The 13,583-nt window shown below is 64.7% G+C and carries 13 protein-coding genes; 4 read left to right on the top strand and 9 right to left on the bottom strand.

Features of this window, described 5'->3' with window-relative positions; genetic code table 11:
* Positions 1-94: 94 nt before the first annotated feature.
* Both IVA75_RS06230 and IVA75_RS06225 read right to left on the bottom strand, forming a co-directional pair.
* Positions 95-343: a hypothetical protein gene (locus IVA75_RS06230; protein WP_247285759.1), complete on the bottom strand. Its 249-nt coding sequence runs from the start codon at positions 341-343 to the stop codon at positions 95-97.
* 139 nt (positions 344-482) lie between these two features.
* Positions 483-1,457 carry a nitronate monooxygenase gene (locus IVA75_RS06225; RefSeq protein ID WP_247285758.1) on the bottom strand — a complete coding sequence of 325 codons (975 nt, stop codon included), beginning with the start codon at positions 1,455-1,457 and terminating at the stop codon, positions 483-485.
* A gap of 108 nt (positions 1,458-1,565) precedes the next feature.
* Here IVA75_RS06225 and IVA75_RS06220 point away from each other — a divergent pair, with 108 nt between their 5' ends.
* Positions 1,566-3,128: an AMP-binding protein gene (locus tag IVA75_RS06220; protein ID WP_247285757.1), complete on the top strand. Its 1,563-nt coding sequence runs from the start codon at positions 1,566-1,568 to the stop codon at positions 3,126-3,128.
* Positions 3,129-3,155: 27 nt separating this feature from the next.
* Here IVA75_RS06220 and IVA75_RS06215 read toward each other — a convergent pair whose 3' ends face one another.
* The 7 genes from IVA75_RS06215 to IVA75_RS06185 form a co-directional block, all read right to left on the bottom strand.
* Positions 3,156-3,929 (bottom strand): thioesterase family protein, encoded by a 774-nt coding sequence (locus tag IVA75_RS06215; protein ID WP_027565663.1) that lies wholly within the window; start codon positions 3,927-3,929, stop codon positions 3,156-3,158.
* Positions 3,930-4,018: 89 nt separating this feature from the next.
* On the bottom strand, positions 4,019-4,987 hold the full coding sequence (locus IVA75_RS06210) for a nitronate monooxygenase family protein (protein WP_027565664.1): 969 nt from the start codon (positions 4,985-4,987) through the stop codon (positions 4,019-4,021).
* Between the two features lie 148 nt (positions 4,988-5,135).
* A complete protein-coding gene (locus IVA75_RS06205) occupies positions 5,136-6,536 on the bottom strand; it encodes an aspartate ammonia-lyase (RefSeq protein WP_027565665.1) in 1,401 nt (466 codons plus the stop codon).
* Positions 6,537-6,566: 30 nt separating this feature from the next.
* Positions 6,567-7,103, bottom strand: a complete 537-nt coding sequence (locus IVA75_RS06200) for a hypothetical protein (protein WP_027565666.1) — start codon at positions 7,101-7,103, stop codon at positions 6,567-6,569.
* 48 nt (positions 7,104-7,151) lie between these two features.
* Positions 7,152-7,754, bottom strand: a complete 603-nt coding sequence (locus IVA75_RS06195; RefSeq protein WP_081747784.1) for a YqaA family protein — start codon at positions 7,752-7,754, stop codon at positions 7,152-7,154.
* A gap of 45 nt (positions 7,755-7,799) precedes the next feature.
* Positions 7,800-8,204, bottom strand: coding sequence for a phosphoribosyl-ATP diphosphatase (gene hisE, locus IVA75_RS06190; protein WP_027565667.1), 405 nt, complete (start codon positions 8,202-8,204; stop codon positions 7,800-7,802).
* A 112-nt stretch (positions 8,205-8,316) separates the two neighbouring features.
* The gene (locus IVA75_RS06185) at positions 8,317-8,688 is read right to left on the bottom strand and encodes a hypothetical protein (protein ID WP_027565668.1); all 372 of its coding nucleotides are present in this window, start codon (positions 8,686-8,688) and stop codon (positions 8,317-8,319) included.
* A 224-nt stretch (positions 8,689-8,912) separates the two neighbouring features.
* Here IVA75_RS06185 and IVA75_RS06180 point away from each other — a divergent pair, with 224 nt between their 5' ends.
* The 3 genes from IVA75_RS06180 (at position 8,913) to IVA75_RS06170 (ending at position 13,496) form a co-directional block, all read left to right on the top strand.
* Entirely contained in the window at positions 8,913-9,959 is a 1,047-nt protein-coding gene (locus IVA75_RS06180; protein WP_247285755.1) for an ABC transporter substrate-binding protein, read from the top strand.
* 89 nt (positions 9,960-10,048) lie between these two features.
* The gene (locus tag IVA75_RS06175) at positions 10,049-11,845 is read left to right on the top strand and encodes a glucan ABC transporter ATP-binding protein/ permease (RefSeq protein WP_247285754.1); all 1,797 of its coding nucleotides are present in this window, start codon (positions 10,049-10,051) and stop codon (positions 11,843-11,845) included.
* A gap of 202 nt (positions 11,846-12,047) precedes the next feature.
* Positions 12,048-13,496 carry a D-alanyl-D-alanine carboxypeptidase family protein gene (locus IVA75_RS06170; protein WP_027565671.1) on the top strand — a complete coding sequence of 483 codons (1,449 nt, stop codon included), beginning with the start codon at positions 12,048-12,050 and terminating at the stop codon, positions 13,494-13,496.
* Positions 13,497-13,583: the final 87 nt, after the last annotated feature.

The raw sequence follows: 13,583 nt of genomic DNA, 5'->3' as shown, positions 1-13,583 counted from the left end.
TGCCCGGAAACTGGGCGAAAATTAAGGCTTAACCGTGCCATTGCGACGGCAATCGCGCGGACTACGGCGACATTGCCTAGAAAGCTCAACAAAATCAGGCAGCTATCGCCAGATCGTAGGCGTCCTGGATGTCGGCCACGATCTCCGAGGCCTCCCAGACTCCGCGCGGCTCGACCGATTGCAGCGCCACCGTCCAATTGCCGCCCCGGCGGGTGCGGGGGACGCTGACGATGTCGAAGCGCACATTGCGACACAGCGGGTGGCGGGCCAGCGCATGAGCTACGCGAACACGAATCTCGTCCAGCGAAGCCGCCGTCCTGGCGTTCAGAAAGTCGAAATCCATCGCCTGTCCCTCTCGGTCCTGATTGGCGGCCGTGAGAGGGATTCTTGCCGGGCGTTGGTTAATCTGCCGTTAAGTGGGGCCTCTAAGGAGCGCTCGATTAACCGTGAGGGGGGCGACGGCCCTGTCGGTCTCCGCATTTTTACGGGGAGAGGCGGCCACCCGCCTCCCGATACTCCGCGACCGTCCGCGCGACGAGACCGTCGACCGCCATCACTTCGGTCACGCCCGATACCGAATGCCCGCCGCTCCAGATATCGCGCCAGCGCTTGGGACGGCTCTCGCGTGCGTTGACGTCGATGTCCTTGCCGATGTCGATCGCGCCGCGCGCCGGCAGATCGTCGGGGTCGAGACCGGCCGCGACGATCGACGGTTTGAGCATGCTGGTCTGCAGGCCCGTGAACGCGGTGGTCAGCAAAATGTCGTCCGCGCTGCCGTCGACCAGCATGCGCTTGTGACGCTCGTCCGCCATGCTCTCGCGCGTCGCTATGAACTTTGTGCCCATGTAGCCGAGATCGCAGCCGAGCACTTCGGCCGCGCGCAATGCCTGGCCGTCGCTGATACCCCCCGCGAGCACGATGATGCCATCGTAGAAAGCGCGCACCGCGCGGACGAAGGCGAACGGGTTGAGCCAGCCGGTTTGGCCGCCCGCGCCCGCAGTGAGCAGCACGAGCCCGTCGGCACCTGCTTCCGCCGCGCGTTCGGCGTGGCGGATCGAGGCAACATCCGCAAGCACCAATGCGCCGGCGTCATGCAGCGGCTCGAGCACCGGCATGGGCGAGCCGACCGAGGTGATGACGATCTCCGGCCTGTGGTGCAGCAACACGGCGAGATCCTGCTCCAGCCGTGCATTGGAGCGGTGCACGATCAGGTTTGGGCAAAGCGGCGCGGCCTTACGGCCGGTTTGATCTTCATGCCGCAGCAGCCGCGCTTCGATGTTGGTGAGCCATTCATCGAATTGTTCGGCGCTACGGCAATTCGCGCTGGGGAAGCTGCCGATCACGCCGTTGCGACAGACGCCGACCATGAGCTCGACGCCCGACACCAGAAACATCGGCGCGGCGATCAGCGGCAGGGCGAGACGACCGTGGAAACGTTGCAGCCGATCTGACGTCACGCATGCCTCCCTCGCGCGGGCTTAGTCGTTCCCTCCCGCATTCCCTGTGCTAGCGTCGCGGTAAACATTGGCACGCCGGAAGCCGATGACAAAGCAGCGAGGAAACATATGTCCGATCCGCTCCATGCATCGTCTCCGACTTGCGCGCAGGCGCTGCGGGCACTGTCGCGCTACCCGGGCCGAACCGCGTTCGCGTGGCCCGGCGGATCGCTGAGCTATCAGGGCACCATCGACCTGATCGGGCGCATCCAGGGCCTGTTCATGCGGCTTGGATTGCGGCCCGGCGCGCGGGTCGCCTTCCTCACCGCGAACCGCGCCGACACATGGTGCGCCGGCGTCGCCGCGCAATTGTCGCGGCTCTGCGTCACCTGGCTGCATCCTTTGGGATCGCGAGGAGACCAGTTGTTCCAGCTCGAGGATTCCGAGGCCGAGGTGCTGGTGGTCGATGCGGCCGCCTTCCGCGATCGCGGCGGCGAGCTCGCCGCCCAGGCGGGCTGGCTCAAGGCGGTCTTCACCATGGGACCGGCCGACTATGGCGTCGACCTCTTGCAGGCGATCGAGATCGAAGGCCATGCCAGCGCGCATTGCCTCGCCGGCCCCGACGATCTCTCCACCCTGAATTACACCGGTGGCACGACCGGCAAATCCAAGGGCGCGTTGCGCTACCACCGCGAAAATGCCGGAGCCGCGGCCGCGATCCTTGCCGACTTCGAGATCCCCGATGGCGCGCGCTACCTCGCGGTGGCACCGATCAGCCATGTCGCCGGCACGAAAGTGCTGCCGACCTTGATGCGGGGCGGCACCGTGCACATGCTGAAGGGTTTTGATCCCGAGGCGGTACTGGCGACGATCGCACGCGAGCGCATCAACTTCACGCTGTTCGTGCCGACCATGATCTACGTGCTGCTCGATCATCCCGCGCTCGACAAAACCGACTTCTCCTCGCTTGAGCTCGTGCTCTATGGCGCCTCCGCGATGTCACCGAGCCGGCTGATCGAGGGCATCGAGCGGATCGGGCCGGTGTTCTCGCAGCTCTACGGCCAGACCGAATGCTATCCAATCTCGGTGCTGCGCAAGGCGGATCACGATCCCAACAGGCCGGAGCTGTTCCTGTCATGCGGTTTCCCGATCGCGGCGTGCGAGGTCAAGATCCTCGACGACAACGACCAGGAAGTGAAGACGGGCGAAGCCGGCGAAATCTGCGTGCGCGCTCCACACGTCATGGCGGAGTACTGGAAGCGGCCGGACATCACCGCCGAGACGCTGAAGAACGGCTGGGTGCACACCGGCGACATCGCTCGCAAGGACGATCGCGGCTACATGTTCATCCTCGACCGCAAGAAGGACATGATCGTCTCCGGCGGCTTCAACATCTTTCCGCGCGAGGTCGAGGACGTGCTGTCGCAGCATGCGGACGTGGCCATGGTGGCGGTCGTGGGCATCCCCGACGAGAAATGGGGCGAAGCCGTCACGGCTGTCGTCGTCCTGCGCGAAGGCGCAAAACCTGACGCCGATGAACTGATCAATCTGGTGAAGACGCGAAAAGGCTCGGCCCATGCGCCGAAGCAGATCCAGTTCGTCAGGCAATTGCCGATGACCGGCGTCGGCAAGGTTGACAAGAAGATGCTGCGCGCGGAATTCTGGAGCGGGCGGGACCGGATGGTGGGGTAGCTCCTGCCCGGGACGCCACGCCGCCCCTTACCGCTTCTCGATCACAAGGCTTTGCACGGCGCGGCCGAAATAGCCCTGCCGGTCGGCGAGCCGCGACATCGCAAGCCCAGCACCATCGGGACCGATCCAGGAATCGCCGTCGAGCAGGATCCATTCGCCGATCGGCTGGCGCGAAAAGCTCACGGTGAGGTCGGCGTTGATATAGGTCCAGGCGCGGAAATCGAGCGACGAGGCGGTGCCGTTGGAAAAATCGGCCGCGACCACGGCGCGCATCGCCTGCGAGAGCGGTTCGCCTGCGATCAGGGGATGGTCGACGCGAAACCAGATCGCACCGGCGCCGGCCTGGCCGAAGCGGCCGCGCGCGGCACGCATCGACACCGATCGCACGAACGGACTGGTGGCGGCATGACCGTCCTCGAGCAGCGAGTCCTCCGGGGACGGCAGCGTAACCGGCAGCGCCTTGACGTCCTCGGGCAGCGTCAGCGGCTGGCGCTTGATCTTGAGCACGGTGGCGGCGACCACCTGTACGCCGTCGGCGAACAGCTTGACCCCGCAGAGCTGAATCTTGCGGCCCTCGCGCAAGATCTCGGTCGCGATCGTGAGCGGCGCCACCGGCACCGGGCGCATCAGGTCGATGGTGACCCGCGCGATGTCCATCGCGACAGGCGTTGGAATGCGCTCCGCCGCCCACGTCACCAGCGCGGCCGGCGCTGAACCGTGCTGCATACGCCGGTCCCACGGGCCCGCAGCATCCGGGCTGGTGACGACGCTGTCGCCGTCGACGCGGTAGATGGGGGTCATCGGTTCTCCGTGATGCATGTGCGGAGTTCAGCAAAAAGTGTCGTCCCGGCCCCTAGTGCGCAATTGCGCACTAGCCGGGACGACTAAGATCACAACGGCGGATCGACCGCCTCGTCGTATTCCCTCTTGAAGCGCGCGATCATTTCGGCGGCAGGCACGATGCCGTCGATGCTGCCGACGCCCTGGCCCGAACCCCAGATTTCCTTCCAGGCTTTTGGCTTGGCACGTTCGCCGGAGGCGTCGGTGCCGAAGTTCATCTTGGAAGGATCGGACGTCGGCAGGTTTTCCGGATCCATACCGGCGGCAAGAATCGACGGCTTCAGATAGTTACCGTGCACGCCGGTGAAGAGGTTGGAATAGACGATGTCATCGGCCGTCGCGCCCGCGATCATCTCCTTGTACTTCTCGACCGCATTGGCTTCTTTGGTGGCGATGAAGGCCGAGCCGATATAGGCAAAGTCGGCGCCGAGAATGCGCGCGGCGCGGATCGCCTTGCCGTTGCCGATCGCGCCCGACAGCGCGATCGGGCCGTCGAACCATTTTCGAGTTTCGGCGACGAACGCCAACGGCGAGATCGTGCCGGCGTGGCCGCCCGCGCCCGCCGCGACCAGGATCAGGCCGTCGGCACCCTTCTCGATCGCTTTGTGCGCAAATTTCTGGTTGATCACGTCGTGGAAAACGATGCCGCCCCAGCCGTGCACGGCCTGATTGAGCTCCTCGCGCGCGCCCAGCGACGAGATGATCATCGGCACCTTGTACTTGGCGCAGAGCTGCATGTCATGGTCGAGCCGGTTGTTCGACTTGTGCACGATCTGGTTGACCGCAAACGGCGCCGACGGCTTGTCGGGATGCGCGCGGTCATACGCCGCGAGCTCTTCGGTGATGCGCGCCAGCCACTCGTCAAGCAGCTCCGGCGGCCGTGCGTTCAGCGACGGAAACGAGCCGACCACGCCCGCCTTGCACTGCGCGATCACGAGATCGGGCACCGAGATGATGAAGAGCGGCGAACCGATCACCGGGATCGACAGGCGTCCCTTGAACAAGGCAGGCATGGACATTGCGAGACGATCCTCTGTTGGCGTCAAATCGAAGCTGGGAGCCATACCAACAAGGCAATCTTTCCACTGTCAAGTAGTGCGTTTTGGTGCCGTGGAGGACGGCGTTACCGCAATTCCAAGCCGCGGAATTCAGCGCGGGACGACGCCATCACGCAATCAGGTCCGGATTGATCAGCCGCTCGAACGAGAACATCTCGTCCCATTTCTCCTGCGTCAGCAGCTTACGCTCGACCACGACGATCTGGTGCAGTGACTTGCCGCTCTTGTAGCCCTCGCGCGCGATCTCGGCGCATTGCTTGTAGCCGAGCAGCGGCTTCAGCACCGTAACGATACCCAACGAGTTCAGCACCATGTTGCGGGTATGCTCCTCGTTGGCAGTGATGCCCACGACGCAATTCTCGCGCAGGCTGTTGACCGCGCGCTCCATGGTGCGGATGGAGAAGAACAGCGCGAACGAGATCACCGGCTCCATCACATTGAGCTGGAGCTGACCCGCGGACGCCGCGAGCGTCACGGTGGTGTCGAGCCCGATCACGAGGAAGCTGGTCTGGTTGACGACCTCGGGGATGACAGGATTGACCTTGCCCGGCATGATCGAGGAGCCCGGCTGAAGCTGCGGCAGGTTGATCTCGTTGAAGCCGGCACGCGGGCCCGAGGCGAGCAGGCGGATGTCGTTGCAGATCTTGGTCAGCTTGCTCGCGGTGCGCTTGAGGACGCCGGAGAGCTGCACATAGGCGCCGGTATCCGACGTCGCCTCGACGAGGTCGCCTGCAAGGATGAAGTCGACGCCGGTGAGCGCGCTCAGATGCCGGACCGCGAGCTTGGGATAGCCCTGCGCAGCGGTGACGGAGGTGCCGATCGCGGTCGCGCCGAGATTGATCTCGCGCAGCAGCGCGCGGGCCTCGGAGATTCGATCGACCTCCTCGCCCATGGTGGTGCCCCAACCGCGGAATTCGGCGCCGAGTGACATCGGCACCGCGTCCTGTAGATGGGTGCGGCCCATCTTCAGCACGCGATCGAACTCCCTGCCCTTGGCGAAGAACGCCTCCTGGAGTTGACGCAGCGCCGTCATGTAGCTCTCGAGCCGCAGGATCAGCGCCAGCCGAAAGGCCGTCGGATAGGTGTCGTTGGTCGACTGGCCGTAATTGACGTGATCGTTGGGGCTGACGTGCTGGTAATCGCCCTTGGCAAAGCCGAGCGATTCCAGCGCGAGATTGGCGATCACCTCGTTGGCGTTCATGTTGGTGGAGGTGCCGGCCCCGCCCTGGATGAAGTCGGTGACGAACTGGTCCATCATATCGCCGGCAATGACGCGGTCGCAGCCCACGATAATGGCTTCCGCGACTTTGGTGTCCACCGCCCCGAGATCGCGGTTGGCCATGGCGGCGGCCTTCTTGACGTAACCAAGCGCCTTTACGAAGTAAGGCTCCTGGTTCATCGGAATGCCGGTGATGTGGAAGTTCTCCTTCCCGCGGATGGTCTGGACGCCGTAATAGATGTCGTCGGCGATCTCACGCTGTCCGAGGAAGTCCTGCTCCGTGCGACTCATGGGCGCTCCTTGCTTGCTCGCGCGACGTCCTCAGTTCTGGCACAGCGCGCTGGTGACGAAGGTATCGGTGCGGCAGTCATCCGGTTTGCGTTGCCTGCCCGGAATCAGAACCTTGGCCGAGCACTTTTCCGCGGAGTCGGCATTCAGGCTCTTGCCTTCCGTGTAGCCCTTGCTCTGGCAGAGTTTGTCGGCGGCGAGCTTGCAGTCGGGCGCGCCGTTCGACGAGGCCGGACAGGCCACGCGCCCCGACACCATGGTCGACGGCTTCGCCAGGCGCGACAAATCGTTCATGGTCTCGCTCGGGCTTTTGATCGGCGGCAGGATCGAGGGCAGCTTGTCGAACAGCTTGCCCATTTCGTTGATCAGCCCGGGATTTTCCTCATGCACCGGCGGCGACGGAGGGGCTGTCGAGGGCGCCGGTGCGGCCTGCGGTCCTTGCTCCTGCAAGCCGAGCGCCGGCGGTGCGGATTGCGGCCATCCGGTACCGCCGGCAAGGAGCAGGACCGAAAGCGCCGAAAATATCAGCCTGCCCAGTCGCAGGACCGGATTGCCGGATCGAAGCATCATGACGGCAACCGTAGCCGAACGAGACGCAGCGGCAAAGCGCCTTCGGGGTTAGATCAATTTGACTGCGACGACAAAGCCGAGCACGAGCACCGCGGCGCCGATTGCCACCACCAATCCGAGATGCTTCTCGATCTTGACCCGGATCCAATCGCCGTAGCGGTTGAGCAGAATCGCCACGATAAAGAAGCGCCCGCCACGCGCCACGATCGAGCACAGGATGAAGAGCCCGATATTGTAGCCGGCAAAGCCGGACGTGATGGTCACGAGCTTATAGGGGATCGGTGTCAGGCCCTTGAGCAGGATGATCACGGCGCCCCATTCGGCATAGGAGGCGCGGAAGGCGTCGACCTTGCCGCCGAGGCCATAGACCTCGATCAGCCAATGGCCGACCGAGTCGAAGAGCAGCGCACCGATGGCGTAGCCCAACAGGCCACCCAGCACCGACGTCGCAGTGCAGATCGCCGCATAGACCCAGGCGCGTTGCGGGCGCGCCAGTGACATGGGGATCAGCATCACGTCCGGCGGGACGGGAAAGAAGGAGCTTTCAGCGAAAGCCACGGCGCCCATGATCCAGAGCGCGTAAGGCTTGTGAGCGGCGTCGATGCACCAGTCGTAGATACGTTTCAGCATGGCGCCGCGATGAAGCACCATGGGACGGATTTGTCCATGCCGAGATGGGACCGATTCGTGCCAATACTAGTGGCGCTTGCGCGCGGTACGGCCTTCGAGCGCGACGATTGGCCGCCTGGCGGCGACACGCGGTGACGCACCTTTGGGCAGTTTCATCGCCGACTTCGGCAGCTTCTCGGCGATGCCGAGCATGTCTTCACGCCGCGTCATCTCGCGCCAGACGTCCTCAGGGCGCACGCCGGCCGAGGCCCAGAGCACGGTCAGATTGTAGAGCAGGTCGGCGCTTTCCCGGATCACGGCTTCGCTATCGCCGTTGACCGCGTCGATGACGACCTCGATAGCCTCTTCAGCCAGCTTCTTCGCCATTTTTGACGGGCCGCGCTGAAACAGCCGCGCGGTGCGCGATGTTGCCGGATCAAGGTCCCTGGCCGCGAGCACAGCCAGATATAGCCGCTCGAGCGAATCACTCATGTACGCGAAGCTACTCTAAACCCGTGGCGGGGACGTTAACGCACGGCAGCAAAAGCAAAAAAGCCGGCCGTCGCAGCGAGCGCGACGGCCGGCCAACATTTGCTAGCCAAAGCTAGTAGCAAGTCGAAAGGTTGCCTTGGCCGCCCTGCGCGGACTGGTACGGGCCGCCGCAACGGTGATACGGGCGCGGACCGATATACGAGTCGCCGCCGTAATAGACCGGACCGTCGTCGTAGTAGACCGGGCCGCCGCCGTAATAGGCAGGAGCATCATAGGCGTAGGCGTCACGGGTCGCGGCGATTGCGAGGCCGGTGCCGATAGCACCGGCAATGGCCGCGCCGGCAAAGGCCGCACCGCCGCCGCCACCATGCCAATGACGGCCGCCCGCGTACGAAGCGGTCGGGGTCATTGCGGTCAGCGCCAGCACCGCGGCGGTAGCGAGAACGGCCTTACGGCCGGCAAATCCTGAAAATCTGTCAAACATGTCCTGGACCCTCCTTGGGACCTCGAATGGTGCCTGATGACAGGCTCGTGTCTCTCAAACACCCGCATCCCATGTTGGGTTCCCCAACCCCAACACAAGCTGAACGGGGTTGCGTGATCGTGACGCAACCGCCGCTCATCCGCCGTTCATATTGACGCGGACAAGCTTGTCGCCAGCCGGCGCTCCGAGCGTCACCAAATCATAACACCGGACCGGCGCCACTGATGTTCGAATTCGCGACAATCGCTCTTCGCGGCCTGCTGGCCGCTGCAATTTCTCTTGCGGCGCTGACTGCGCGCGATGCTACCGCGGCCGAAACCGCCGCGCCCTCCATTGCAATCCACTTCACCTTCGACCGCCCGATCGATGCGAGCATGGCGCCGTTCTTTCTTGCCGCAAAGGACGGCAGCTTCGGAGCCGAGCGTCTCAACGTCTCCTTTAGCAGCGCCGCCGGATCGCCGGAGGCGCTTGCGCGCGTCGCCAAGGGCGACAGCGAGCTCGCGCTCGTCGACATCAACGAGCTGATCCGCTTCCGCGACAAGGATGCGACACCGGTCAAGGCGGTGTTCGTGCTGTTCAACCGCGCGCCCTACGCGATCGTCGCCCGCAGGAGCCGTGGCATCCACCTCCTGCCCGACCTGGACGGCAAGACCGTCGGCGTTGCCGATAGCGATCTGTCGATGCGGCTGTGGCCGGCGCTGGCGCAGCAGAACGGCATCAACACGGCTCACGTGAAATTCCACAAGATCAGCGCCGCGGTGCGCGAGCCGATCCTCTCCGCGGGACAGGTCGATGCCGTCGCCGGCTTCAGCTATCTCTCGGCAGTGAACCTGCGCGACCGCGGCGTACCAGGCGGCGATCTCGTCGCGCTTCGCTATGCCGACTATGGTTGCGAGGCCTATGGCTTTGCCGTCGTGGTCAACCCGGTTTTCGCCGCGGCCAAGCCGGACACCGTGAAGGGCTTCGTCCGCGCATTGATCGCCGGCATCAACGCGACCGTCAAGGAGCCGGCGCGTGCGGCGGACGAGGCCGCGAGCCGCATTGAGGACGGCGACCGCGATCTTGAGCTGGAGCGCCTGCGCACCGTCCTCGTCGACAACATCCTGACCGACGAGGTCCGTCGCAACGGCCTCGGCGACATCGACCCGGCGCGCATGGATCGCGCGATCGACCAGATCGGGCAGGATTTCAAATTCCGCAAACGGCCGGCGGCGGGCGACATCTTCGACGGCAGGTTCTTGCCGCCCGTTGCAGGGCGGTTGATCAACTGAGCAAAACCGACAGCTTCCGCTATATCTCGCAGCCGATCCCTGATTAGAGTATGGGCTCACTCCGTTCGATCCGCCCGAGCTCCCCGCCCATGCCCATTCTCCGCCTTTACACCCGCGTTCTCGAGCTGCTCGGCAAGGAGGCACGACTGGGCTGGCTGCTCGCGGTCGTCAATCTCCTGCTTGCGGGCTCGCAATTCGCCGAACCGGTGCTGTTCGGCCGGATCGTCGATGTGCTCTCGGGCAAGACGGTCGCAGGCTCCAACTCGGCCTGGCCGTTCCTGGTTGCATGGGTCGCGTTCGGGCTGTTCACCATCGCCTGCAGCGCGGTCGTAGCGTTGCAGGCCGACCGGCTCTCCCACCGCCAGCGGCAGGCGGTCCTGACGGACTATTTCGAGCACATCATGCAGCTGCCGCTGACCTTCCATTCGGGCACCCATTCGGGCCGGTTGATGAAGGTGATGCTGAACGGCACAGATGCGCTGTGGCGATTATGGGTCGGCTTCTTTCGAGAGCATTTTGCCGCGATCCTCTCGGTCGTGGTGCTGCTGCCGCTGTCGCTCTACCTGAACTGGCGGCTTGCAATCCTGCTGTTCGTGCTCTGCATCGTCTTCACCGCGCTGACCACCTTCGTGGTGCGCAGAACTTTCGGCATGCAGATGGAGGTGGAGGAGCACTACAGCGAGCTCTCCGCGCGCGCTTCCGACGCCCTTGGCAATGTTGCGCTGGTGCAGAGTTTCGTGCGCATCGATTCCGAGGTGAAGGGCCTGCGCTCCGTTGCCGACGAGTTGCTAGCGGCGCAAATGCCGGTGCTGTCGTGGTGGGCCCTCGTCACCGTCATCACGCGCGCCTCCACCACGATCACTGTGCTCGCGATCTTCACTTTCGGCATCGCGCTGCACGACCAGGGGCTGACCTCGGTCGGCGAGATCGTGATGTTCGTGAGCTTCGCGACGCTTCTGATCCAGAAGCTGGAGCAGGTCGTGAGCTTCATCAACAACGTGTTCATGGAAGCCCCGCGCCTGCGCGAGTTCTTCAACGTGCTCGATGCGGTGCCTGCGGTGCACGACCGGCACGACGCGATCGATGCGGGTCGGCTCTCCGGCCTCGTCGAATTCAACGACGTCACCTTCTCCTATGACGGCAAGCGGCCGGCGGTCGAGGACCTCTCCTTCACCGCGCTTCCCGGCCAGACCATCGCGCTGGTCGGCGCAACCGGCGCCGGCAAGTCGACGGCGATTGCGCTGCTGCATCGCGCCTTCGATCCACAGTCCGGCTTCATCAGGATCGACGGCATGGACGTGCGCGGGGTGACGCTGACATCGCTGCGGCGGAACATCGGCGTGGTCTTTCAGGAGGCGCTGCTGTTCAACCGCTCGATCGCGGAGAATTTGCGCGTCGGCAAGCCGGACGCCACCGAGGCCGAGATGCGCAAGGCGGCGGAGCGTGCGCAGGCGCTCGAATTCATCGAGCGCAGCGGCGGCTTCGAGACCAATGCCGGCGAGCGCGGTCGGATGCTGTCGGGTGGTGAGCGCCAGCGGCTGTCGATCGCACGTGCACTGCTGAAGGATCCGCCGATCCTGATCCTGGACGAGGCGACCAGCGCACTCGACGCCGTCACCGAGGCGAAGGTGAATACCGCTCTCGACGAAGTGATGAAGGGCCGCACCACCTTCGTGATCGCCCATCGCCTCTCCACCATCCGCAATGCCACGCGCATCCTGGTGTTCGAGAACGGGCGTGTGATCGAAAGTGGAACTTTCGATGAACTCGTGGCCAAAGGCGGCCATTTCGCCGACCTCGCCAGGGCTCAGTTCATGGTTCAGGAGAACGTACGGGCCAGCGTGACAGCGGCTGAGGCTGCCGCGACGGCCGCCAAGTCATCTTAGCAAGTCGCCTTGGCAAGTCCCCATCATATCGTCGAAATTCGGCCCATTTCATTGCGGAATACCCCGCTGATGCCCCTATTCCCGACGCACCAGCCGGTATAGGTTTGCGGCGCCGCAAGCGGCGGCGCTGGATTTCAGAACCGAACATCAGATCACGAGAGCCGACCGGAACCGGCGGGTCTCCAAGGACCGGAATCGGATAGTGCACGCTCTTCGCCCGCTGCTTCGTCAATCCCTGTTCAACCTGTTCGCCGCGACACTCGCCTGCGGCGCATTGCTCGCGCCGCGCGCGGCGGGCGCCGAAGCGCTGCTTCTGATCGAGGCCGATAGCGGCAAGGTGTTGCAGGCGGAAAACGCGACCATTCCCTGGTATCCGGCTTCCGTCACCAAGATCATGACCGCCTATGTGACGCTGAAGGCGGTCAAGGACGGCAAGCTCACACTCGACACCATCCTCACGGTGTCGCCGACCGCAGCCTCGCAGTCGCCCTCGAAGATGGGGTTCCGCCCAGGAACGCAGCTTACCGTCGACAACGCACTCAAGATGATGATGGTGAAGTCGGCGAACGACATGGCCGTCGTGCTCGCCGAAGGCGTCGGCGGTTCGATCGACGGCTTCTCGGCGCTGATGAACGACACTGCACAGAAGCTCGGCATGACGCAGACGAGCTACGTCAATCCGAACGGCCTGCCCGCCGATGGACAGATCACCTCCGCACGGGATCTCGGCATTCTCGCGCGCTCGTTCCTGCGCGACCTGCCCGAGTACGAGTATTTCGTGCATATTCCGGCAATCCGCTTCGGCAAGCGCGTCACTGGCAATTTCAACAAGCTGATCGGCCGCTATCCCGGCGCCGACGGTTTCAAGACCGGCTTCATCTGCGCCTCCGGTTACAACCTCGTCGCATCGGCCACCCGCAACGGCCGCCGGCTGATCGCCGTCGTGCTGGGCGCCAACTCCGGGACCGCGCGCGCGGTGAAGGCGGCGCAGCTGCTGGAGCGCGGCTTCTCGCAAGACAATCTCACCTGGCTCCGGCCCTCGCTCGGCACCGTGGACAAGCTGGTGCCGGTCGACGCCTCGCCGCCGAACCTGCGTGACGACATGTGCGGCGGCCATCGCAAGCGGCCGGCCAGCGACGATGACGACGCACTGATCGCGACCAATGGCGGCACGTCCGGGTCCGCCTCGGCCACGGGCGGCGAAGCTCAGGTCACCTTCTTCACGGCCGGGCTTCAGCCGCCGCTGATGAAGGCCTCCGAGCTGATGGCCTCGGCCCCGGCGGCGGCCGAGCCCGTGCTGGTGTATACCGGTCCGACCCGCACCGGGACCGCCCTGATCGCGGCGGTCGCGGCCGATGCCGACCAGCAAGCCACGCCAAAGCCGCGTGGCAAGAAGTCGCGCGTCGCCAAAAAGCCCGACGCGGCAGACAAGCCGAAGGATGCCAAGACGGCGGCGGCAAAGCCCGACAGCAAGCCGGTGGCGGCCGCCAAGCCGGCCGACGGCAAATCCGCAACCAAGCCGGCCGGTACCAAGCATGCCGCAGCCAAGCCCGATGCGGCGGCAAAGCCTGCGGCAAGCGGCGAGCAGGCGGCCAAGCCCGCCAAACCCAAGGCCGCGACCAAGCCCGCCAAGCCGGCCAACAACAGTTAACGGCCGACGCGAGCCGAGACCGCGCCGCACTTCGCAGTTGCGGCAGCGCCATTGCGAGGATTCCGGTAGCCACTCCCTGACGTTTGT

Source organism: Bradyrhizobium sp. 134, assembly GCF_023074155.1.
Lineage (GTDB): Bacteria > Pseudomonadota > Alphaproteobacteria > Rhizobiales > Xanthobacteraceae > Bradyrhizobium.
Note: the sequence above shows the minus strand (reverse complement) of the source record. Positions and strands in the feature narration are given on the sequence as shown.

Coding starts and splice junctions, on each gene's coding strand:
- IVA75_RS06180 (WP_247285755.1), top strand. CDS start 8,913: ATGTTCGAATTCGCGACAATCGCTCTTCGCGGCCTGCTGGCCGCTGCA.
- IVA75_RS06175 (WP_247285754.1), top strand. CDS start 10,049: ATGCCCATTCTCCGCCTTTACACCCGCGTTCTCGAGCTGCTCGGCAAG.
- IVA75_RS06200 (WP_027565666.1), bottom strand. CDS start 7,103: ATGATGCTTCGATCCGGCAATCCGGTCCTGCGACTGGGCAGGCTGATA.
- IVA75_RS06210 (WP_027565664.1), bottom strand. CDS start 4,987: ATGTCCATGCCTGCCTTGTTCAAGGGACGCCTGTCGATCCCGGTGATC.
- IVA75_RS06205 (WP_027565665.1), bottom strand. CDS start 6,536: ATGAGTCGCACGGAGCAGGACTTCCTCGGACAGCGTGAGATCGCCGAC.
- IVA75_RS06195 (WP_081747784.1), bottom strand. CDS start 7,754: ATGGTGCTTCATCGCGGCGCCATGCTGAAACGTATCTACGACTGGTGC.
- IVA75_RS06215 (WP_027565663.1), bottom strand. CDS start 3,929: ATGACCCCCATCTACCGCGTCGACGGCGACAGCGTCGTCACCAGCCCG.
- IVA75_RS06185 (WP_027565668.1), bottom strand. CDS start 8,688: ATGTTTGACAGATTTTCAGGATTTGCCGGCCGTAAGGCCGTTCTCGCT.
- IVA75_RS06220 (WP_247285757.1), top strand. CDS start 1,566: ATGTCCGATCCGCTCCATGCATCGTCTCCGACTTGCGCGCAGGCGCTG.
- IVA75_RS06230 (WP_247285759.1), bottom strand. CDS start 343: ATGGATTTCGACTTTCTGAACGCCAGGACGGCGGCTTCGCTGGACGAG.
- hisE (WP_027565667.1), bottom strand. CDS start 8,204: ATGAGTGATTCGCTCGAGCGGCTATATCTGGCTGTGCTCGCGGCCAGG.